Consider the following 19,966-nt stretch of genomic DNA (forward strand, 5'->3'; position numbering starts at 1 on the left):
CACCCCTCAAGGGCTCAACAGAAAGGACTTCCCATGCGCTCGCTCGTCACCGCGCTCACCCTCGCTTTCGCCCTCTCGGCCCCCGCCATGGCCGCCGGTCCCAACGGCGGTCAGGTCGTCATGGCCGAGGACCATCCGGTCGAACTCGTCGTCACCGACACCGGACTGACCTTCTTCGTCAGCGAGGAGGCCGGCCAGCCGATCGCCACGACGGGCCTTTCGGGCAAGGCCTACATCCAGGTCGGGGCCAAGACCGAGACCGTGGCCCTGAAGGGCGCCGCCCCGAACCGGTTCGTCGGCGATCTCAAGGCGCCGCTGCCGCCGGGCGCCAAGATCGTGCTGTCGGCCAAAATCCACGGGCACGGACTTCAGGCGCGGTTCGAGAGGTAGAATTCTCAGGCCCGCTCCAGTCGGGCCATCAGCAGCCGCACCTTGAGGCGGGGGGCGAAGGGCAGTCCCGCCAGGAGCCGTTCGCGCCGCACCACGTCGCCGGCCCGCGGGCGGCTCGCCCCGACGACGCTCTCGCCGCGCGCCGCGAGGCGACCGGGCAGGCCGGCATGGGAGCGCCGCATCCGGCCGAGCGCCATGTCCGGCCGGGCGGTGCCGACGAAGCGGTCGAGGCTGCGGATCCAGCCCTCGGACGGGATGTCGCCCGGCTCCAGGCAGAGCAGCCATTCCCGCCGGGCGACCTTCGCGCCCGCGATCCACGGATTCGTGCCGGGCGGCCGCACGACGAGGGTCGCCCCGCTGCCCTCGGCGATGGTCTCCAAGGCCTCGCTCGCCGTCGCGGTCACGATCACGGCATCGCCCACGAGCCCCGCCGCCACGCCCGCGACGAGCGCGCTCAGCGTGTCGGCGAGGCCTTCGATTGCCGTGTCGGCGGGGCGTGCCACGTGGATCAGGCCGGAGATCATCGGCGGGCCGAAAAAACCTGTTTAGAGCGAACGAAGCTTTCGTGCCGTCTAGGCCATGCCGGTCCCAGAGGCGACAGGCGCGCATTTCTGCGGATGCACGAATCTTGTGCAGCCATCGCGATTTCGTTCATGATATGTTCCTTGGCCAAGGGCGAGGGATCCGGATCGATGGGGAGAGCGGTAGGCCGGCTCGCGGGCAACCGCGTGGCCGCGGAAGGCCGGCGCGGGCGCGGGGCGACGGCCAACCCGGACGGGCGCTTCGAGGCGACCCGGCGCGAGGTTTTGGACGACGGCTGGCATCCGGACGAGGTTGCGACCCGGCGCACCGAGGTGACGGTCGAGCGCGCCCGCACCATCATCACCCGCAACGACTCACCCGACATCTCGTTCGACCGCTCGATCAACCCCTATCGCGGCTGCGAGCACGGCTGCATCTACTGCTTCGCCCGGCCGAACCACGGCTATGCCGGGCTCTCGCCGGGGCTCGATTTCGAGACCAAGCTTTTTGCCAAACCCGACGCCGCCGCGCTGCTCGAACGTGAGCTGTCTGCACCGGGCTACTGGCCGCGGACCATCGCGCTCGGCACCGCCACCGATCCCTACCAGCCGATCGAGCGCGAGCACCGCCTCACCCGCGCCGTGCTGGAAGTGCTGGCCCGCTTCCGCCATCCGGTCGGGATCGTCACCAAGTCGAACCTGATCCTGCGCGACCGCGATCTCCTCGCGGAGATGGCGGCGCAGGGTCTCGTGAAGGTGGCGATCTCGGTCACCACCCTCGACCCGGAACTGGCGCGGCGGATGGAGCCGCGGGCGCCGCATCCGCGCAAGCGCCTGGAAGCGATCGAGGGGCTGGCCGCGATGGGCGTGCCGGTGATGGCGATCGTCGCGCCGATCATTCCGTCGCTCAACGACCACGAGATCGAGGCGATCCTGGAGCGCGTACGCGCGGCGGGCGCCCGCGAGGCGAACTACGTGCTGCTGCGCCTGCCGCACGAACTCGACGACCTCGTCGGCGACTGGCTCTCCGAGCATTACCCGGGCCGGCGCGCCCACATTTTTTCGTTGTTGAGCGGGGCACGCGGCGGCAAGGCCTACGACGCCGCCTTCGGCACCCGCATGATCGGCGAGGGCCCCTACGCCGACCTGATCCGCCGCCGCTTCGCCCTGTCCAAGCGCCGGCTGGGTTTTTCGGAGGAACCGCTACGGCAGACGACGGAGCTGTTCTGCCCGCCGCCGCGGGTGGGGGAGCAGTTGGCGTTGTTCTGAGCCGCCTTCAATCTCTCTGCCGGAGCCGTACCGGGCGTTCTCCTCCCCCTTGTGGGGAGGAGGTAGGAGGTGGGGGTGGTGCAGGAGGCACCGCTTCGTCTCACCTTGAACCACCCCCACCCCGAACCCCTCCCCACAAGGGGGAGGGGACCCGCGCTCTACCTGGCCGTGACTGCCCCGCCATCCCCGAACCGCCCCGTAAAGCTCACCCGATGGTGCGGGCTGCGTCCCGACGCCGACAGTCCGGCGAGATGCGCTGCGGTGCCGTAGCCGGCGTTGCACTCCCAGGCATAGGCGGGGTGGCGCAGGGCCAGCTTCCGCATCAACTCATCGCGAAAGGTCTTGGCGACGATGGAGGCGGCGGCGATCTGCGGCACGAGGCGGTCGCCGCCGACGACCGCGCCGCAGGGCTGGTCGAGGCCGGGGATCGGGTCGCGCCCATCCACCAGCACCGGACCGTCGAGTCCCAACCGCCGCACTGCCCGGCGCATGGCGTCGAGGGTCGCCGCGCGCACGTTGATCCGGTCGACCAGCGCCCGCGAGCCCCCGGCCAACGCCACGCGGGCCTGTGCCCGGATCAGCGGCGTCAGCGCCTCGCGGGCAGCGCGGTCGAGGCGCTTGCTGTCGTCGAGGCGGGCGAGGAGGTCGGGCGGGAACGCGAGCGGATCGAACCAGACGGCCGCCACCATCACCGGCCCGCACAGGGCGCCGCGCCCGACCTCGTCGCAGCCGATCACGGCCGGGTAGGTCGAAGCGAGCGCAGGATCGAAGGGACGCATGATCGGGGACGGGTCGGGGCAGGGAGGGCGGCGGTTGTCGCATTCCCGCCGGCTCCGGTCATCCCGCAGCGCTCGAAAAGCGCGTTCGTTCAGGCGAAGCGCTTCGCCTCGTCGCCCGAGGCCCCGGCTGCTTCCGGCGGAGCGGCCTCCGCGCCGGCCCGGAACCTTCGGCGCGGGATCGCGCGCATCGGGCCGAGCGCGTGGGCGAGCGCGATGTTCTCGTAGAACTGGCGCGCGCTCTCGGCCCAGGTGTAGCGCAGGGCCTCCTGGCGGCAGCGCGCTCGCGGCACGGCGAGCGCCGCGAGCGCCGCCGCGCGCAGGTCCGCGTCGAGGGCGCCCGCGCCGGTCTCGCCGATCACGTCGAGGGGCCCGGTGACCGGAAAAGCCGCCACCGGCACGCCGCAGGCCAAAGCCTCCAGCAGCACGATGCCGAAAGTGTCGGTGAGGCTCGGGAACACGAACGCGTCGGCCCCGGCATAGGCCCGTGCCAGCGCCTCGCCGGTCAGCGCCCCGAGGAAGTGCGCGTCCGGCGCCAGCGCCTGGAGGCGGGCCCGGTCCGGCCCGTCGCCGACGATCACCTTCGAGCCCGGCAGGTCGAGGGTGAGGAACGCCGCAAGGTTTTTTTCGACCGCGAGGCGCCCGACCGAGAGGAAGATCGGCCGCGGCAGCCCCGGAAAGGCGTCGCCGTCGCGGGGGCGGAAGAGATCGGTGTCGACGCCGCGGGTCCAGCGCATCAGCCCGGCAAAGCCCCGCGCGGAAAGTTCGCGTTCCAGCGAGGGCGTGCTCACCATGGTGCCGCTGCCGGCCGCGTGGAAGCGGCGCAGCCACGCGTAGCTCCAGGCCTCCGGCACGGGGGCGCGGGCCGCGAGATATTCGGGAAAGCGCGTGTGGTAGCTCGTGGTGAAGGGCTGTCCCCGCCGCAGGCAGGCACCGCGCACGGCGTGGCCGATCGGCCCTTCGGTCGCGATATGCACATGCGTCGGCGCGAGCCGCTCCCAGCGGGCGAGCACGCTGGCCCTCGTCACCAGCGAGAGCCGGATCTCGGAATAGCCCGGCATCGGCAGCGAGGCGAAGTCGGCGGGCGTCAGCAGCACCGTCTCGACCCCGAGCCCGGCCCCGGCTTCGGTCATGCGCTCGACCGAGCGCACCACGCCGTTGACCTGCGGATGCCACGCGTCCGTCGCGATGAGGAGGCGCATCGGGCGGGTCAGGCGACGGCGCGGCGGATGTCGGTGGGCTCGAACGCCTCCGCCGCACGGCGCTCGCGCAGCAGGGTGGGGTAGTGCAGCACCTCCATCCGGCCGTCGTAATGCTCGACGATGCCGGTGCAGGATTCCACCCAGTCGCCGGTGTTGAGGTAGGTCAGGCCGTCGATCTGGCGGTGGGCGGCGTGGTGGATGTGGCCGCAGATCACCCCGTCGGCGCCCTGGCGCTTGGCTTCCGCGGTCAGGAAGGTCTCGAACTGGCCGATGAAGTTGACCGCGTTCTTCACCTTCAGCTTGGCCCAGGCCGAGAGCGACCAGTACGGCATCCCGAGCCGGCGGCGCACGCGGTTGACCACGGTGTTGACGGTGAGCGCCGTGGTGTAGGCCCAGTCGCCCAGATGCGCGAGCCACTTGGAATGGCGCACCACCATGTCGAACTGGTCGCCGTGGATGACGAGGTAGCGCTTGCCGTCCGCCGCCTCGTGGATGCGGCTCTCGGCGATCTCCACGCCCCCGAAGGTCATGCCGATATAGTCGCGCAGGAACTCGTCGTGGTTGCCCGGCACGTAGACGACGTGGGCACCTTTGCGCACCTTGCGCAGCATCTTCTGCACGACGTCGTTGTGCCCTTGAGGCCAGTACCAGCCCGAGCGCAGCTGCCAGCCGTCGACGATGTCGCCGACGAGGTAGATCGTGTCGGCATCGACGTCGCGCAGGAAGTCGAGCAGCAGGGCCGCCTGGCAGCCCTTCGTGCCGAGATGCAGATCGGACAGGAACAGCGTCCGAACGCGGATGGTCGTCTCCGGATCCTGTGACACCAGCGCCTCCGGCCTCGCAATCGGCCCGAGCCAAAACCCAATCCGATCTCAGTTTGATGACGGCGGCGGGCATCGTCGTGCAGGATCGTGCCGCTTGCGGCGCGCGCCGGGGCGGCCATCACGGCGCCGCAGCAAGCCTGCCCAGTGGCCCGCGTGCAGTGCACCTGCTCGCCGTGCATACGAAAATCTTTTTGTTTTTCAGTTCAGTTTTTTCGGTTTTGCATCTCCGGCCGGGGAGCGCATAACGGCCGCCAAGGTCATCCGCCGCGCGCGGGCCGTCGAGGCTCGCGCGGGACGCGCCCGGTAGAGGCGCAGGAGCACCGCGACGGGATGGGGACGCCGACGACAATCAGCGGGAGCGCGCTTGAATGCGCCGCGAGGCTGACGCATCGAGGGCTCGGTTCTTAAGGAGGCGACCGGCGTGTCTGCACGCGCCGCGACGCGGGCGGGATCACAGCCGCTTCGCCGCTCCGGACCGGTCGACGATCCGACATCGCAGAGTGACGGTTGCTTGCGGCGGACGCTTCGTGCGCGCCGCGGGGCCGACGACGTTTCGCGGCGGGCTCTCGCCCGCCACATAGGATCAAGGCGGGCGCGCGGTCACGAGGCCGGCCCGCGGGTTTCAAGTGGAGGAGACATTCATGGCGGCAACGAGACGTCCGGGACGCAACCACCTGTTCGTTCCCGGCCCGACCAACATCCCGGACCGTGTCCAGCGCGCGATGATCGTGCCGTCCGAGGATCACCGTTCGGTCGATTTCCCGAACCTGACGAAGCCGCTGTTCCAAGATACCAAGAAGGTGTTCGGCTCGACCGACGGCACCATCATCCTGTTCCCGGCCTCCGGCACCGGCATCTGGGAATCGGCGCTGACCAACACGCTGGCGCGCACCAACAAGGTGCTGACCTCGCGCTTCGGCCAGTTCAGCCACCTGTGGATCGACATGGCCCAGCGCATCGGCCTGGACGTGATCGTCCAGGAGGAGGAGTGGGGCACCGGCGCCGATCCGGACAAGATCGAGCAGGCCCTGCGCGAGGACAAGAATCACGAGATCAAGGCCGTGATGGTGGTCCACAACGAGACCGCCACCGGCGTCACCTCGAACATCGGCGCCGTGCGCAAGGCGATCGACGCCGCCGGGCACCCGGCCCTGCTGTTCGTGGACGGCGTGTCCTCGATCGGCTCGCTGCCGTTCAAGGCCGACGAGTGGAAGGTCGATTGCGCCATCGCCGGCTCGCAGAAGGGCCTGATGCTACCCGCCGGTCTCGGCGTGATCTGCATCAGCCCGAAGGCCCTCAAGGCCTCCGAGGCCCTGCGCGGCAACAACGACCGTCTCGCCCACGTCTACTTCGACTGGCAGGACATGCTGAAGCAGAACCCGGCCGGCTACTTCCCCTACACGCCGTCGGTGCCGCTGCTCTACGGCCTGCGCGAGGCGCTGGCCTGCCTGTTCGAGGAAGGTCTGGAGAACGTCTACCACCGTCACGCCGTGCTCGGCGAGGCGACCCGCCAGGCGGTGGCGGCCTGGGGCCTCAAGACCTGCGCCAAGGAGCCGAAGTGGAACTCGGACACCGTCACCGCCATCCTGGTGCCGGAGGGCGTCGACGGTGCCAAGATCATCAAGCACGCCTTCGAGCGCTACAACCTCGCGCTCGGCGCCGGCCTCTCCCAGGTCGCCGGCAAGGTGTTCCGCATCGGCCATGTCGGTGACCTGAACGAGCTGTCGCTGCTCGGCGCCATCGCGGGCGCCGAGATGTCGCTCCTCGACAACGGCGTGAAGGTGACCCCCGGCTCGGGCGTCGCGGCGGCCTCCAGCTACCTGCGCGAGAACCCGCTCGCCAAGGCCTGATTTTCGGCCTGAAATGAAGAAGCGGCGCCGGTTCCAACGGCGCCGCTTCCGCTAGCTAACAACAGGTGAGGAAACAGCGGGCCGGCGGACGCCAGCGCCGGTCGGCCGGAAGGGGTCCAGAATGACGAAGAAAGTCGTGTTCCTTGACCGCGAGTCGCTCGATGCGACGGTTCGCGCGTTCAACTTCCCGCACGAGTACAAGGAATACGAGTCGACCTGGACGCCGGAGGAGATCGTCGAGCGCCTCCAGGGCGCCGAGATCGCCCTCATCAACAAGGTGCCGATGCGCGCCGACACGCTGAAACAGCTTCCCGACCTGAAGCTGATCGCGGTGGCCGCCACCGGCACGGACGTGGTCGACAAGGCGGCCGCCAAAGCCCAGGGCATCACCGTCGTCAACATCCGCAACTACGCCTTCAACACGGTCCCCGAGCACGTGGTCGGCCTGATGTTCGCGCTGCGCCGCGCCATCGTGCCCTACGCCAATTCCGTGCGCCGCGGCGACTGGAACAAGTCGAAGCAGTTCTGCTACTTCGATTACCCGATCTACGACATCGCCGGCTCGACGCTCGGCATCATCGGCTACGGCGCGCTCGGCAAGTCGATCGCTAAGCGCGCCGAGGCGCTCGGCATGAAGGTGCTGGCCTTCGACGTTTTTCCGCAGGACGGGCTCGTCGATCTCGAGACGATCCTGACCCAGTCGGACGTCATCACCCTGCACGTGCCGCTCACCCCCGACACCAAGAACATGATCGGGGCCGATGAGCTCAAGAAGATGAAGAGTTCGGCGATCCTCATCAACACCGCCCGCGGCGGGCTGGTGGATGAGGCCGCTCTGCTCCAGGCGCTCAAGGACGGCACCATCGGCGGCGCCGGCTTCGATGTGGTGGCCCAGGAGCCGCCCAAGGACGGCAACATCCTGTGCGAGGCCGACCTGCCGAACCTGATCGTCACCCCGCACGTGGCCTGGGCGAGCAAGGAGGCGATGCAGATCCTCGCCGACCAGCTCGTGGACAACGTCGAGGCCTTCGTCGCGGGCAAGCCGCAGAACGTCGTCGAGGCGTAACGCGCCCTGCTCTCCTCCCCCTTGCGGGGAGGAGTTGGAGGTGGGGGGTCGGGCAGAAGGCACCGCGGCGCCTCATCCTGAACCACCCCCACCCCCTACCCCCTCCCCGCAAGGGGGAGGGGAAGTCAGCGCGCATCTCCGGACGACCACGACACTTAAGCACCCGATCCGCCCCAAGCGGGCGCCAAGGATACAAAGAATGTCCAAGAAGCTGCTCTTCCAGTTCGACACCGATGCCACGCCGAGCGTGTTCGATGTCGTCGTCGGCTACGACGGCGGGGCCGACCACATCACCGGCTACGGCAACGTCACGCCCGAGAACGTCGGCGCCTATGTCGACGGCACGATCTACACCCGCGGCGGCAAGGAGAAGCAGTCGACGGCGATCTTCGTCGGCGGCGGCGACATGGCGGCGGGCGAGCGCGTGTTCCAGGCGGTGAAGAAGCGCTTCTTCGGCCCGTTCCGCGTCTCCTGCATGCTGGATTCGAACGGCTCCAACACCACCGCCGCGGCGGGCGTGGCGCTCGTCGTCAAGGCGGCGGGCGGCTCGGTCAAGGGCAAGAAGGCCGTGGTGCTCGCGGGCACCGGCCCGGTCGGCATGCGCTCCGCGGCTTTGCTCGCGGGTGAGGGCGCCGAGGTCGTGCTGTGCGGGCGCAAGCTCGACAAGGCGCAGGCCGCCGCCGACTCGGTCAACAAGCGCTTCAAGGTGAACGTCACGGCGGCCGAGACCGCGGACGACGCCTCGCGCGCCGAGGTGGTGAAGGGCGCCCATCTGGTCTTCGCCGCGGGCGCGATCGGCCTCGAACTGCTGCCGCAGGCGGCGTGGCAGAACGAGTCCTCGATCGAGATCGTGGCCGACTACAACGCCCAGCCGCCGCTCGGCATCGGCGGCATCGAGGCGACCGACAAGGGCAAGGAATACGGCGGCAAGCGCGCCTTCGGGGCGCTCGGCATCGGCGGCCTGAAGCTCAAGCTGCACCGCGCCTGCATCGCAAAACTGTTCGAGTCGAGCGAGGGCGTGTTCGACGCGGAAGAAATCTACAAGCTGGCGAAGGAGATGGCCTGAGCCATGGCTGCATCCGAGAGCATCGAAACATTCCTCGACGGGCTGGCGAGTTCGGCCCCGACCCCCGGCGGCGGCGGGGCCGCCGCCATCTCCGGCGCCATGGGCGCGGCGCTGGTGTCGATGGTGTGCAACCTCACCATCGGCAAGAAGAAGTACGTCGAGGTCGAGGCCGACCTGAAGGCGGTTCTGGAAAAGTCCGAGGCCCTGCGCAAGACGCTCACCGGCATGATCGCCGACGACGTCGAGGCCTTCGACGCGGTGATGGGGGCCTACGGGCTCCCGAAGAACACCGACGAGGAGAAGGCGGCGCGAGCTGCCAAGATCCAGGAGGCGTTGAAGACCGCGACCGACGTGCCGCTCGCCTGCTGCCGCGCCTGCCGCGAGGTCATCGACCTCGCCGAGATCACCGCCGACAAGGGCAACCTCAACGTCATCTCGGATGCGGGCGTCGCGGTTCTCTCCGCCTTTGCCGGCCTGCGCTCGGCGGCGCTCAACGTCTACGTCAACGCCAAGGGCCTGGACGACCGCGCCTTCGCCGAGGAGCGGCTCAAGGAACTGGAGACGATCCTGGGCGAGGCCGCCGCGCTCAACGAGCGGGTCTACGAGGTCGTCAAGGGCAAGGTGAACTGACGGGCCAGCTCTCCTCCCCCTTGCGGGGAGGAGTTGGAGGTGGGGGTGGTTCAGGATTGAGCGGGAGCGGTGCCTTTTGCCCGACCCCCACCCCTGACCCCTCCCCGCAAGGGGGAGGGGAACGCGCCTCACGATGTCGGCGCATGTGGAATGTGTGTCTCGACCGTCCGCGGGGACGCACCGCTATTTTAGAAGCCCGCTAAGTCTCTGACGGGCAAGCAAACTAAAGCACAACAAAAGAAAAAATTGAGAGCTGACCCGCTTCCCGAAAACTAATTTTTCCGCGAAGGTCGCTCCAACGAAACGCGAGGAAACGCGAAGGAGGTCTCGATGGACGTTCACGAGTACCAAGCAAAAGAGCTGCTCGCGAGCTTCGGGGTCGCCGTCCCGAAGGGCGCCGTCGCCTTCAGCCCCGATCAGGCGGTCTACGCCGCGACCGAGCTCGGCGGCTCGTTCTGGGCGGTCAAGGCCCAGATCCACGCAGGCGCCCGCGGCAAGGCCGGCGGGATCAAGCTCTGCCGCACCTACAACGAGGTGCGCGACGCCGCCCGCGACCTGCTGGGCAAGCGTCTCGTCACGCTGCAGACCGGCGCCGACGGCAAGCCGGTGCAGCGGGTCTACATCGAGACCGCCGACCCGTTCGAGCGCGAGCTGTATCTCGGCTACGTGCTGGACCGGAAGGCCGAGCGCGTGCGCGTCATCGCCTCCCAGCGCGGCGGCATGGACATCGAGGAGATCGCCGCCAAGGAGCCCGAGGCCCTGATCCAGGTGGTCGTCGAGCCGGCGGTCGGCCTGCAGCAGTTCCAGGCCCGCGAGATCGCGTTCCAGCTCGGCCTCAACATCAAGCAGGTCTCGGCCGCGGTGAAGACGATCATGAACGCCTACCGGGCGTTCCGTGATTGCGACGGCACCATGCTGGAGATCAACCCGCTCGTCGTCACCAAAGACGACCGCGTGCTGGCGCTCGACGCCAAGATGTCCTTCGACGACAACGCCCTGTTCCGCCGCCGCAACATCGCGGACATGCACGACCCGTCCCAGGGCGATCCGCGCGAGGCCCAGGCCGCCGAGCACAACCTCAGCTATATCGGCCTCGACGGCGAGATCGGCTGCATCGTCAACGGCGCAGGGCTCGCCATGGCCACCATGGACATGATCAAGCACGCGGGCGGTGAGCCGGCCAACTTCCTCGATGTCGGCGGCGGCGCTTCTCCTGAGCGCGTCGCGACGGCCTTCCGGCTGGTCCTGTCGGACCGCAACGTGAAGGCGATCCTCGTCAACATCTTCGCCGGCATCAACCGCTGCGACTGGGTCGCGGAGGGCGTGGTGAAGGCGGCCAAAGAGGTGAAGATCGACGTACCGTTGGTGGTGCGGCTGGCCGGCACCAACGTGGAAGCCGGCAAGAAGATCATCGCGGAGAGCGGGCTCGATCTCATCACCGCCGACACTCTGACGGACGCCGCCAAGAAGGCCGTCGAGGCCTGCAACGGCGCCAAGCGCTAAGGAACGGGGAGAATCACGCCATGAGCATTCTCATCGACGAGAAGACCCCGATCATCGTCCAGGGCATCACGGGCGACAAGGGCACCTTCCACGCCAAGGAGATGATCGCCTACGGCTCGAACGTCGTCGGCGGCGTCACCCCGGGCAAGGGCGGCAAGACCCATTGCGGCGTGCCGGTGTTCAACACCGTCAAGGACGCGGTGCGCGAGACCGGCGCCACCACCTCGATCACCTTCGTCGCCCCGCCGTTTGCCGCGGACGCGATCATGGAGGCGGCCGACGCCGGACTCGCCCTGGTCTGCTCGATCACGGACGGGATTCCCGCCCAGGACATGATGCGGGTGAAGCGCTACCTGCGCCGCTACCCGAAAGAGAAGCGCACCATGGTGGTGGGCCCGAACTGCGCCGGCATCATCTCGCCCGGCAAGTCGATGCTCGGCATCATGCCCGGCCACATCTACCTGCCGGGCAAGGTCGGCGTCATCTCGCGCTCCGGCACGCTGGGCTACGAGGCCGCCGCGCAGATGAAGGAACTCGGCATCGGCATCTCGACCTCGGTCGGCATCGGCGGCGACCCGATCAACGGCTCGTCCTTCCTCGACCACCTCGCCCTGTTCGAGCAGGACCCGGAGACCGAGGCCGTGCTGATGATCGGCGAGATCGGCGGCCCGCAGGAAGCCGAGGCCTCGGCCTGGATCAAGGAGAACTTTTCGAAGCCCGTCATCGGCTTCGTCGCGGGCCTCACCGCCCCGAAAGGCCGCCGCATGGGCCATGCGGGTGCCATCATCTCGGCGACCGGCGACAGCGCCGCCGAGAAGGCCGAGATCATGCGCTCCTACGGGCTGACCGTGGCGCCCGATCCGGGCTCCTTCGGCCAGACCGTCGCCGACGTCCTCGCCCGCGCGGCCTGACGCCGCCATTCCCCTCCCCCTTGCGGGGAGGGGGCAGGGGTGGGGGTCGCGCTGAAGGCACCGCTTCGCCTCGTCCGGCACCCCCCCACCTCCGACCTCCTCCCCGCAAGGGGGAGGAGAACGCCCCGTGGATGGAGGCGATCTGCCTTCCCGCAGGCTCAGGCCTGCTGAATCCAAAAAACCTCGCCAGGGGGGATTCCCATGACCAAGACGCTGCACGCCCGGCCGTCAGCCGCGACCGACACGACCTTCGCGCCGCCGGTCATCACCGGCACAGCCACCGAGGACGCCCTCGACATCTTGTTCCACGCCCTCCTCGACGTGGCCCGCCGCCACGATCCCGAGCTGGAGGACGTGCTGCACGGGCGCGCCGACATCTCGTCCTTCACGCCCGAGATGCTGGCCCGCGCGCTCCAGGTGCAGGGCATCTGGTTCCAGCTCGTCTCCATCGCCGAGCAGAACGCGGCCATGCGCCGCCGCCGCCATGTCGAGCGCGACCAGGGCCGCGAGGCCCTGAACGGCTCTTTTGCCAAGGTGCTGGCGGAGGCCTCCGCCAAGGGCATCGGCGCGCCACAGATCCATGCGCTGCTGAAGGATCTGCGCATCCGCCCGACCATCACGGCGCACCCCACCGAGGGCAAGCGCGTCACCGTGCTGGAGAAGCTGCGCCGCATCTACCTCGTCCTGCGCGAGCTGGAGCTGCCGCGCTGGACCGAGCGCGAGCGCAACGGCCTGATGAACGAGTTGCGCGACCAGATCGAGCTGATCTGGATGACGGGCGAGCTGCATCTGGAGAAGGCCACGGTCGAGCGCGAGGTCGCCTGGGGCCTGCACTTCTTCGACGAGTCGCTGTTCGAGATGCTGCCCGAGATGCTGCTCTCGCTCGAAGAGAGCCTCGCGCAGTACTATCCGGACGAGACCTTCGAGGTGCCGCCGTTCTTCCAGTTCGGCAGCTGGATCGGCGGTGATCGCGACGGCAACCCCTATGTCACCGCGAGCGTGACCCGCGAGACGCTCCAGCGCAACGCGCTGGCCTCCTTGCGGCGCTACCGCGACGGCATCACCCATCTCGGCCGCGTGCTGTCGATCACCGAGCGCTCGCTCCCCGTGCCGGAGACGTTCCGGGCGGAACTCGCGAGCCTGCTCGCCGAATCGGGCGACGCCCGCGCCATCGCCAACCGCAACCCCGGCGAGGCCTACCGCCAGTTCCTGTCCTGCGTGCTGCGCAAGCTCGAAGCCACGATCGCCCGCAACAAGGGCGCCCGCTCGGTCGGGCCCGATTATCCGAGCGCGGACGGGCTCATCAACGATCTGCGCACTCTGGAGAAGGGGCTCGCCGACGCCAAGTGCGGCTCGCTGGCTACCGACATCGTGCGCCCCGTGCGCCGCATGGTCGAGATTTTCCGGTTCTCGACCGTCCGCTTGGATTTGCGTGAAAACTCCACGCGCACGACCAAGACGCTGCATGCGCTGTGGAAGCTGCGCAACGGCGACCGCGAGCCGCCGGCCCTCGAAGCCCCGGCCTGGAAGGAGTGGCTGCTCACTGAACTCGCCCGGCCACGCACCCCGGAGACCTCGTTCGAGGACTACGCCGACCGGCTGCCCGACGATGCCCGCGAGACGCTGGCCACCTTCGCGCTCGTCGGCGAGATGCGCGAGCAGCTCGACCGCGAGGCCTTCGGCGCCTTCATCCTGTCGATGACGCGCTCCACCGTCGACGTGCTCGGCGCCTACCTGCTGGCCAAGGAAGCCGGCATCTTCCTCGACGCCGCCGGCACCGAGATCTGCCCGCTGCCGATCGTGCCGCTGTTCGAGACCATCGACGACCTGCGCGCCGCACCCGCAATCATGAAGGAGTTGCTCGGCATCCCCGTGGTGCGCCGCGCCACCCGCTGGCAGGGCGGGGTGCAGGAGGTGATGATCGGCTACTCCGATTCGAACAAGGACGGCGGTTTCGTCGCCTCGAACTGGGAGCTGTACAAGGCGCAGACCAAGCTGACCGATCTCGGCCGGCAGGCCGGCGTGCCGATCGCCTTCTTCCACGGACGCGGCGGCTCGGTCAGCCGCGGCGGCGTGCCGACCCATCGCGGCATCGCGGCCCAGCCGCCGGGCTCGATCAACGGGCGCTTCCGCATCACCGAGCAGGGCGAGGTTGTCTCGTTCAAGTATGCCAATCGCGGCACTGCCGCCTACCAGATGGAGCTGCTGGCGGCCTCGGTCTTCGAGCACGCGCTGCACTCGGAGAAGAACGGCCTCAACGGCTCGCGCTCCGAATCCGACGACGCGTTGGAGGCCCTCTCGGGCGCCTCGCGGGCGGCCTACGTCAACTTCATCCAGGCCGAGGGGCTGGTCGATTACTTCCAGGCGGCGAGCCCGCTCGACGAGATCTCGCTCCTCAACATCGGCTCGCGGCCCGCGCGCCGCTTCGGCGCCAAGTCGCTGTCGGATCTGCGTGCGATCCCGTGGGTGTTCGCGTGGTCGCAGAACCGCCACGTCATCACCGGCTGGTACGGCGTCGGCTCGGGGCTGAAAAGCTTCATCGACGTGCGCGGGGAGCCAGGCGAAGCCTTGTTGCGGCGCCTGTTCGAGCACTCGCGGCCCTTCCGCCTCGTCCTCGACGAGGTCGAGAAGACATTGCTGATGGTCGATCTGGAGATCGCCCGCGACTATGCCGGCCTCGTCGAGGACGAGGGCGTGCGGGCGCGCATCTTCGGCATGATCGAGCGCGAATACGCGCTGACCCGGGAGATGGTGCTGCGGATCAGCGGCGACGGCGAGTTGGCCCAGCGCTTCCCGCAATTCCGCGAGCGCCTGCACGGGCGCCTGCCGACCATCAATCAGGTCAGCCGCGAGCAGGTCGAGCTGCTGCGCCGCTACCGCAGCGAGACCGACGAGGACAAGCGCGAGGCGGTGAAGTCCGCCCTGCTCCTGTCGATCAACTGCATCGCGGTGGGCTTCGGCGCGACCGGCTAAGGCAGACAAGGTGGATCAAGCGTCGCCGAACCCGGCTGGACGGTCGGGCTCCGCGCGCGAGATAGACGGCGCGACGCGCAATTTGCGAGTGCCGAGGCAAGACGGTCTCAGAAACGGAGGAATCACGATGAGCTTCACCCTGATCCCGCAGGCGACCCCCCGCCTGCACCGCTCGGAACTCGCGGTTCCCGGCTCCAACCCGACCTTCATGGAAAAGTCGGCCACGTCCGCCGCCGACGTGATCTTCCTCGACCTCGAGGATGCGGTGGCTCCCGACGACAAGGAGCAGGCCCGCAAGAACATCATCCAGGCCCTGAACGACATCGATTGGGGCAACAAGACCATGATGATCCGCATCAACGGTCTCGATACCCACTACATGTACCGCGACGTGGTCGATATCGTAGAGGCCTGCCCGCGCCTCGACATGATCCTGATCCCCAAGGTCGGCGTGCCGCAGGACGTCTACGCCATCGACGTGCTGACGACCCAGATCGAGCAGGCCAAGAAGCGCGAGAAGAAGATCGGCTTCGAGGTTCTGATCGAGACCGCCCTCGGCATGGCCAACGTCGAGGCGATCGCCCAGTCCTCCAAGCGCCTTGAGGCGATGTCCTTCGGCGTGGCCGACTACGCCGCCTCCTGCCGCACCCGCTCGACCGTGATCGGCGGCGTCAACGAGGATTACTCGGTCCTCACCGACAAGGACGAGGCCGGCAATCGCCAGACCCACTGGCAGGACCCGTGGCTGTTCGCCCAGCAGCGCATGCTGGTGGCCTGCCGCGCCTACGGCCTGCGCCCGGTCGACGGCCCGTTCGGCGACTTCTCGGACAAGGACGGCTACCTCTCCGCCGCCCGCCGCTGCGCCGCCGCCGGCTACGAGGGCAAGTGGGCGATCCACCCCTCGCAGATCGAACTCGCCAACGAGGTGTTCACGCCCTCCGAGAAGGAGGTCGACAAGGCCCGCCGCATCCTCGTGGCCATGGAAGAGGCCGCCAAGGCCGGCCGCGGCGCCGTGGCCCTCGACGGCCGCCTCATCGACATCGCCTCGATCCGCATGGCCGAAGCGCTGATCCAAAAGGCCGACGCGATGAAGAAGTAATTTTTTGGGATGGCATCGCCCCGCAGGGGCGATGCCGGATCGATGACGGAGAAGGCCGGGCTTGCCCGGCCTTTTTTGTTGTCAGACCGGCGCTCCTTGCCGGACGTGGCGACGCCATTGGCGCGGCGTCAGGCCGGTCCATTCGAGGAAGGCGCGGCTGAAATGGGCCGCGTCCGCGTAGCCGAGTTCGATCCCGATGCGGCCGATGGGGAGGCTGTCGGCCCCGAGCAGAGTCTTGGCACGGCGGATCAGCACGTGGCGCTGAATCTCCGCATAGCCCGTTCCCTCGGCCTCCAGCCGGCGCTGAAGCGTGCGCCGCGATAGCCCGAGATGGCCGGCGATCCCGTCGATGGACGGGCGCGCCTCGTCCAGGCCGAGTTCGATCAGGTGCGCGACGCAAGTCCCGAGGTCGCTTCCGATCGGCGCGTCTACGACCCCGTCGCGGAAATCGACCCGGCTCGGGTTCGGAGCATCGAGATGGTAGGCGGGGAAGACGAGGCCGGCTCGCGGCCCGAGCGTGACGGTGCAGCCGAACAGCGCCTCGATCTCTGCGCGGGCGGCGAGGTGCGCGCCCGTCACCACGGCCCGCTCCGGCCGCCACCCGGCGCCGAGGAAGTGGCGGACCGTGCCTAGGAGATAGCCGAGCGCCAGCACCTCGTTCACCTGCCGCCCCGCTTCAATCCGCTCCGTGATCGCGTAGCCGTAGAAGGCCTCGGTGCCCCGTCGCCGCAGGCCCGTCCAGGTTGCCGTCTGGAGAAGCAGGGGCGTCACGACCTCGACCCGCTGCAACGCCGCGCCGAGACTGTCCGACAGCCGGACCTGTACGCCGATGGGCCCGAGGCCGGCGATGCCGGTGTCCGTCGAGAGCCGGGCCGGCAGGGAGGGATCGCCGATCTCGCGGATCGCGGCCTCGACCAGCGCGAGCTGGTCCCGCAGCAGGATCAGCCGGTCGGGCGTGTCGAGGAGTGTCAGCGGCATCCCGGCCCGGCCGAACACCCGCCCGAGCGAGCCGCCCGCCGCCTGCACGGCCTCGGCGATCGGCCCCATCGTCCGTGCCCGGGTCAGGCCGTGATCCGGCATGCGCGCCTCCCGCCGTCAGGGTCGGCGGGCTGGCACCGAATGGCAAGAGCGGAGCGCGGAACCGGTCTCCAATCCGGATCGGCCGAGGGAGCGCGGGCACCCTGCCCGCGCGCGGCCGTATCCGGAGGACGCCATGACGACGCTCCCCTTCGACGACCACGCCATCGCGTGGCAGACCATCGAGGGCTTCGACCACGCCGCCTACCACATCCTCAGCGTCGATGAGGACGCGCGGATCGTCGATCTGCTCTTCAAGTTCGCGGCCAACGAGCGGATCGCCCTGCACCGGCACGGGGCCGATTACCGGACGCTAGTTCTGCAAGGCGAATTGCGGATCTACCGGCCGGACGAGAGTCTGAAGGAAATCAGGCCCGTCGGTAGCTACGTGGCGGGCCGGGCCGGCGGCGAGCCTCACACGGAGGGCGGTGGCGATCAGGACGTGATCGTCTACTTCACGAACCGCGGCATCGACGGCCCGGTCTACGAAATCCTCGACGAGAGCCACGCCGTCGTCGCGACCTTCGGCATTCCGGAGTTCAAGGCGCTCCACGCGGCGCAGGCCGCGAGGTCGGCCTGATGTCCGCTTCCTCCGCCCGACAAACTTTCTGCGAACGATCGGTGGGATTGGCGAGGCGCAGGCGTCTCGCGCGGTTTCGGCTCGCCGCCCTCGTGCTGACCGCACTCGCCGCCACACACGCCGGAGCGGATGAGCCTCCGCCCTCGCTCGCGGTGCTGCCGATCAAGCTCCTCGATACGTCCGGCGAGCCGACCGATCAGGCTGCGCAGCATGCCGAGCGGCTGGCGCGCCTCGGCGGCAGCCTCGCCGCCGACCTGACGCGTCTTGGGCTCGCCCGTGCGACGCTCCTTCCGGCCGACGGCCCGCTGCGGGCCTGTTCCACCGGCGACGCTGCCTGCGTTCTGCGCGTCGCCCGCGAGGAGGGGGCCGAGTGGGTCTTCGTCGGCGTGGTCCACAAGAGCAGCACGCTGATCCTGCAACTTTGGGCGCGGCTGGTGGATGCGCGCACCGGCCGGGACATCCTCTCCCGCGACCTCAACTTCCGCGGCGATACCGACGAGGCGTGGAAGCGCGCCGAACGCTTCCTCGTCGAACAGGTCCGCGACGGGCTCAAGCGCGGCCGCTGATGGGCCTGGCCCGCACCTCGTCCCGGCTTCCGGGACGAGGTGCGCCGTCACGTCGATCCGCGGCGAGGCGGTCTCACTTTTCGTACTTGATATACGCGAACCGCGGGTCCGTTGGCGTGCCTTCCAGCCCGCCGCCCTCGGTGCCGGGCTGCCAGGCCACCACCTCCTCGATCTTACGCGCCAGCGCAAAATCCTTCTCGGTGATGCCCTTGGCGGCGTGGTTCATCAGCCGCACCTCGACCCAGGCATAGGACGCCGTGAGATCGGGATGGTGCCACGCGGCCTCCGCCAGATGGCCCACCGTGTTGATCACCATCAGCGTGCCCTTCCACGAGGCGGTCTTGTAGGTGCGGCGGATCCAGCCGTCCTCCAGCCGCCATTGCGGCAACTCCTCCTTGAGCCGCCGCTCGACCGTCGCCTCGTCGAACACCGCTTCGCGCGCCTGTGACATCGTTCGCCCTCCCGCTTTCGATCGGGAAAGGGTGCGACGGGCGGGCCGCCCGCGCAAGGCGGCGCAAGGAATCACGCCTGCGTGTCGCACGGGAAAGGCCGGGGGCGGCTGTGGACGCCGCCGGGGGCAGCCCTTATGAGATTCTTCAAGAGAATGGCGGATCCGCGGGGCCGCCGGAACAGCGGGAGGTGACGCCGATGCTGTCACGGCGCGGAATGCTCGCGGCCGGAGCGGCGGCGCTGGCCGGATTCGGCCGGTCGTTGGGGTCGGCGCGCGCGGCGACGGAGACGTTCCGGCTCGGCGTGCTGCCCTTCGGCACCGCCTCCTGGGAAGCCGCCGTGATCAAGGAGCGGGGCCTCGACGAGGCGAACGGCTTCACCCTGGAGACCGTCAAGCTCGCCGGCAACGACGCCGCCCGCATCGCCTTCCTCGGCGATCAGGTCGATGCCATCGTCGGCGACCTGATCTGGGCGGCCCGCCTCGGCAACGAGGGAAGGGGCGTGCGCTTCACCCCCTATTCCACCACCGAGGGCGCCCTGATGGTGCCCGCGAACAGCCCGATCACCGATCTCAAGAGCCTCGCGGGCAAGCGCCTCGGCGTCGCGGGCGGGGCGCTCGACAAGAACTGGATTCTCCTGAAAGCGCAGGCGCGCGAGGCGGCCGGGCTCGATCTCGATTCCGCGGCGCAACTCGCCTACGGCGCCCCCCCGCTGCTGGCGCAGAAGCTGGAGACCGGCGAGCTCGATGCCGCGCTCCTCTACTGGCAGTACTGCGCCCGCCTCGAGGCCAAGGGCTTCAAGCGCCTGATCTCCGCCGACGACGTGATGCGGGCCTTCGGCGCGCAGGGGCCGGTGGCGCTGATCGGCTACCTGTTCGAGGGCCGCACCGTCTCCGAGCGGGGGGAGGTGGTGAAGGGCTTCGCCCGCGCCTCGACCGCGGCCAAGCACGCGCTGGCGAACGACCCGGCCCTGTGGGCCACCGTGCGCCCGCTGATGGCAGCGGACGACGACGCCACCTTCGAGGCGTTGAAGCGCGAATTCCTCTCCGGCATCCCCCGACGCACGGTCGGGGCCGAGCGGGCGGACGGCGAGCGCATCTACGCGACGCTCGCGCGGCTCGCCGGCACGCAGCTCCTCGGCTCCGGCAAGACCCTGCCGCCGGACCTCTATCTCGACGCCTCGAAGGCGTGAGCCCGGCCCCCGCGATGCCCGC

General features: G+C 69.2%; 19 protein-coding genes. 13 read left to right on the plus strand and 6 right to left on the minus strand.

The window, feature by feature from the left end:
- The first annotated feature begins 33 nt into the window (after positions 1-33).
- Positions 34-390 carry a hypothetical protein gene (locus HNR00_RS09445; protein ID WP_183568423.1) on the plus strand — a complete coding sequence of 119 codons (357 nt, stop codon included), beginning with the start codon at positions 34-36 and terminating at the stop codon, positions 388-390.
- Between the two features lie 5 nt (positions 391-395).
- Here HNR00_RS09445 and HNR00_RS09450 read toward each other — a convergent pair whose 3' ends face one another.
- Positions 396-914 carry a hypothetical protein gene (locus HNR00_RS09450; RefSeq protein WP_183568426.1) on the minus strand — a complete coding sequence of 173 codons (519 nt, stop codon included), beginning with the start codon at positions 912-914 and terminating at the stop codon, positions 396-398.
- Between the two features lie 168 nt (positions 915-1,082).
- Here HNR00_RS09450 and HNR00_RS09455 point away from each other — a divergent pair, with 168 nt between their 5' ends.
- Positions 1,083-2,180: a PA0069 family radical SAM protein gene (locus HNR00_RS09455; RefSeq protein WP_246390482.1), complete on the plus strand. Its 1,098-nt coding sequence runs from the start codon at positions 1,083-1,085 to the stop codon at positions 2,178-2,180.
- 158 nt (positions 2,181-2,338) lie between these two features.
- On the opposite strand, the gene rnhB is transcribed toward HNR00_RS09455, so the two are convergent.
- From rnhB to HNR00_RS09470, 3 genes are all read right to left on the minus strand, one after another.
- A complete protein-coding gene (gene rnhB, locus HNR00_RS09460) occupies positions 2,339-2,959 on the minus strand; it encodes a ribonuclease HII (protein WP_183568432.1) in 621 nt (206 codons plus the stop codon).
- An 89-nt stretch (positions 2,960-3,048) separates the two neighbouring features.
- Positions 3,049-4,158 carry a glycosyltransferase family 4 protein gene (locus tag HNR00_RS09465; protein ID WP_183568435.1) on the minus strand — a complete coding sequence of 370 codons (1,110 nt, stop codon included), beginning with the start codon at positions 4,156-4,158 and terminating at the stop codon, positions 3,049-3,051.
- 8 nt (positions 4,159-4,166) lie between these two features.
- Positions 4,167-4,982 (minus strand): UDP-2,3-diacylglucosamine diphosphatase, encoded by an 816-nt coding sequence (locus HNR00_RS09470; RefSeq protein WP_183568438.1) that lies wholly within the window; start codon positions 4,980-4,982, stop codon positions 4,167-4,169.
- 641 nt (positions 4,983-5,623) lie between these two features.
- On the opposite strand from HNR00_RS09470, the gene HNR00_RS09475 reads away from it, so the two are divergent.
- The 8 genes from HNR00_RS09475 to HNR00_RS09510 all read left to right on the plus strand — a co-directional run bounded on the left by HNR00_RS09475 (position 5,624) and on the right by HNR00_RS09510 (position 16,080).
- Entirely contained in the window at positions 5,624-6,832 is a 1,209-nt protein-coding gene (locus HNR00_RS09475; RefSeq protein WP_183568441.1) for an aminotransferase class V-fold PLP-dependent enzyme, read from the plus strand.
- Between the two features lie 121 nt (positions 6,833-6,953).
- Entirely contained in the window at positions 6,954-7,898 is a 945-nt protein-coding gene (locus tag HNR00_RS09480) for a D-2-hydroxyacid dehydrogenase (protein WP_183568443.1), read from the plus strand.
- A 199-nt stretch (positions 7,899-8,097) separates the two neighbouring features.
- Positions 8,098-8,964, plus strand: coding sequence for an NADP-dependent methylenetetrahydromethanopterin/methylenetetrahydrofolate dehydrogenase (locus tag HNR00_RS09485; RefSeq protein WP_183568446.1), 867 nt, complete (start codon positions 8,098-8,100; stop codon positions 8,962-8,964).
- Positions 8,965-8,967: 3 nt separating this feature from the next.
- Complete coding sequence (fchA, locus tag HNR00_RS09490; RefSeq protein ID WP_183568449.1) at positions 8,968-9,594, plus strand: methenyltetrahydrofolate cyclohydrolase; 627 nt, start codon at positions 8,968-8,970, stop codon at positions 9,592-9,594.
- A gap of 330 nt (positions 9,595-9,924) precedes the next feature.
- Positions 9,925-11,097, plus strand: a complete 1,173-nt coding sequence (locus HNR00_RS09495; RefSeq protein WP_183568452.1) for a malate--CoA ligase subunit beta — start codon at positions 9,925-9,927, stop codon at positions 11,095-11,097.
- Positions 11,098-11,117: 20 nt separating this feature from the next.
- Entirely contained in the window at positions 11,118-12,008 is an 891-nt protein-coding gene (gene sucD, locus HNR00_RS09500; RefSeq protein ID WP_183568455.1) for a succinate--CoA ligase subunit alpha, read from the plus strand.
- A 201-nt stretch (positions 12,009-12,209) separates the two neighbouring features.
- Positions 12,210-14,981: a phosphoenolpyruvate carboxylase gene (locus HNR00_RS09505; RefSeq protein ID WP_183568458.1), complete on the plus strand. Its 2,772-nt coding sequence runs from the start codon at positions 12,210-12,212 to the stop codon at positions 14,979-14,981.
- A gap of 127 nt (positions 14,982-15,108) precedes the next feature.
- A complete protein-coding gene (locus tag HNR00_RS09510; protein ID WP_183568461.1) occupies positions 15,109-16,080 on the plus strand; it encodes an HpcH/HpaI aldolase/citrate lyase family protein in 972 nt (323 codons plus the stop codon).
- Between the two features lie 81 nt (positions 16,081-16,161).
- Here HNR00_RS09510 and HNR00_RS09515 read toward each other — a convergent pair whose 3' ends face one another.
- The gene (locus HNR00_RS09515) at positions 16,162-17,160 is read right to left on the minus strand and encodes an AraC family transcriptional regulator (protein ID WP_183568465.1); all 999 of its coding nucleotides are present in this window, start codon (positions 17,158-17,160) and stop codon (positions 16,162-16,164) included.
- A gap of 133 nt (positions 17,161-17,293) precedes the next feature.
- On the opposite strand from HNR00_RS09515, the gene HNR00_RS09520 reads away from it, so the two are divergent.
- Positions 17,294-17,737, plus strand: a complete 444-nt coding sequence (locus tag HNR00_RS09520) for a cupin domain-containing protein (RefSeq protein ID WP_183568468.1) — start codon at positions 17,294-17,296, stop codon at positions 17,735-17,737.
- A gap of 41 nt (positions 17,738-17,778) precedes the next feature.
- A complete protein-coding gene (locus tag HNR00_RS09525; protein WP_376770366.1) occupies positions 17,779-18,303 on the plus strand; it encodes a DUF2380 domain-containing protein in 525 nt (174 codons plus the stop codon).
- Positions 18,304-18,376: 73 nt separating this feature from the next.
- On the opposite strand, the gene HNR00_RS09530 is transcribed toward HNR00_RS09525, so the two are convergent.
- Positions 18,377-18,754, minus strand: a complete 378-nt coding sequence (locus HNR00_RS09530; protein ID WP_183568473.1) for a 4a-hydroxytetrahydrobiopterin dehydratase — start codon at positions 18,752-18,754, stop codon at positions 18,377-18,379.
- 197 nt (positions 18,755-18,951) lie between these two features.
- Between HNR00_RS09530 and HNR00_RS09535 the strand changes: the two genes are divergently transcribed.
- Entirely contained in the window at positions 18,952-19,944 is a 993-nt protein-coding gene (locus HNR00_RS09535; protein ID WP_183568476.1) for an ABC transporter substrate-binding protein, read from the plus strand.
- Positions 19,945-19,966: the final 22 nt, after the last annotated feature.

The sequence above is a fragment of the Methylorubrum rhodinum genome (assembly GCF_014199935.1).
GTDB lineage: Bacteria > Pseudomonadota > Alphaproteobacteria > Rhizobiales > Beijerinckiaceae > Methylobacterium > Methylobacterium rhodinum.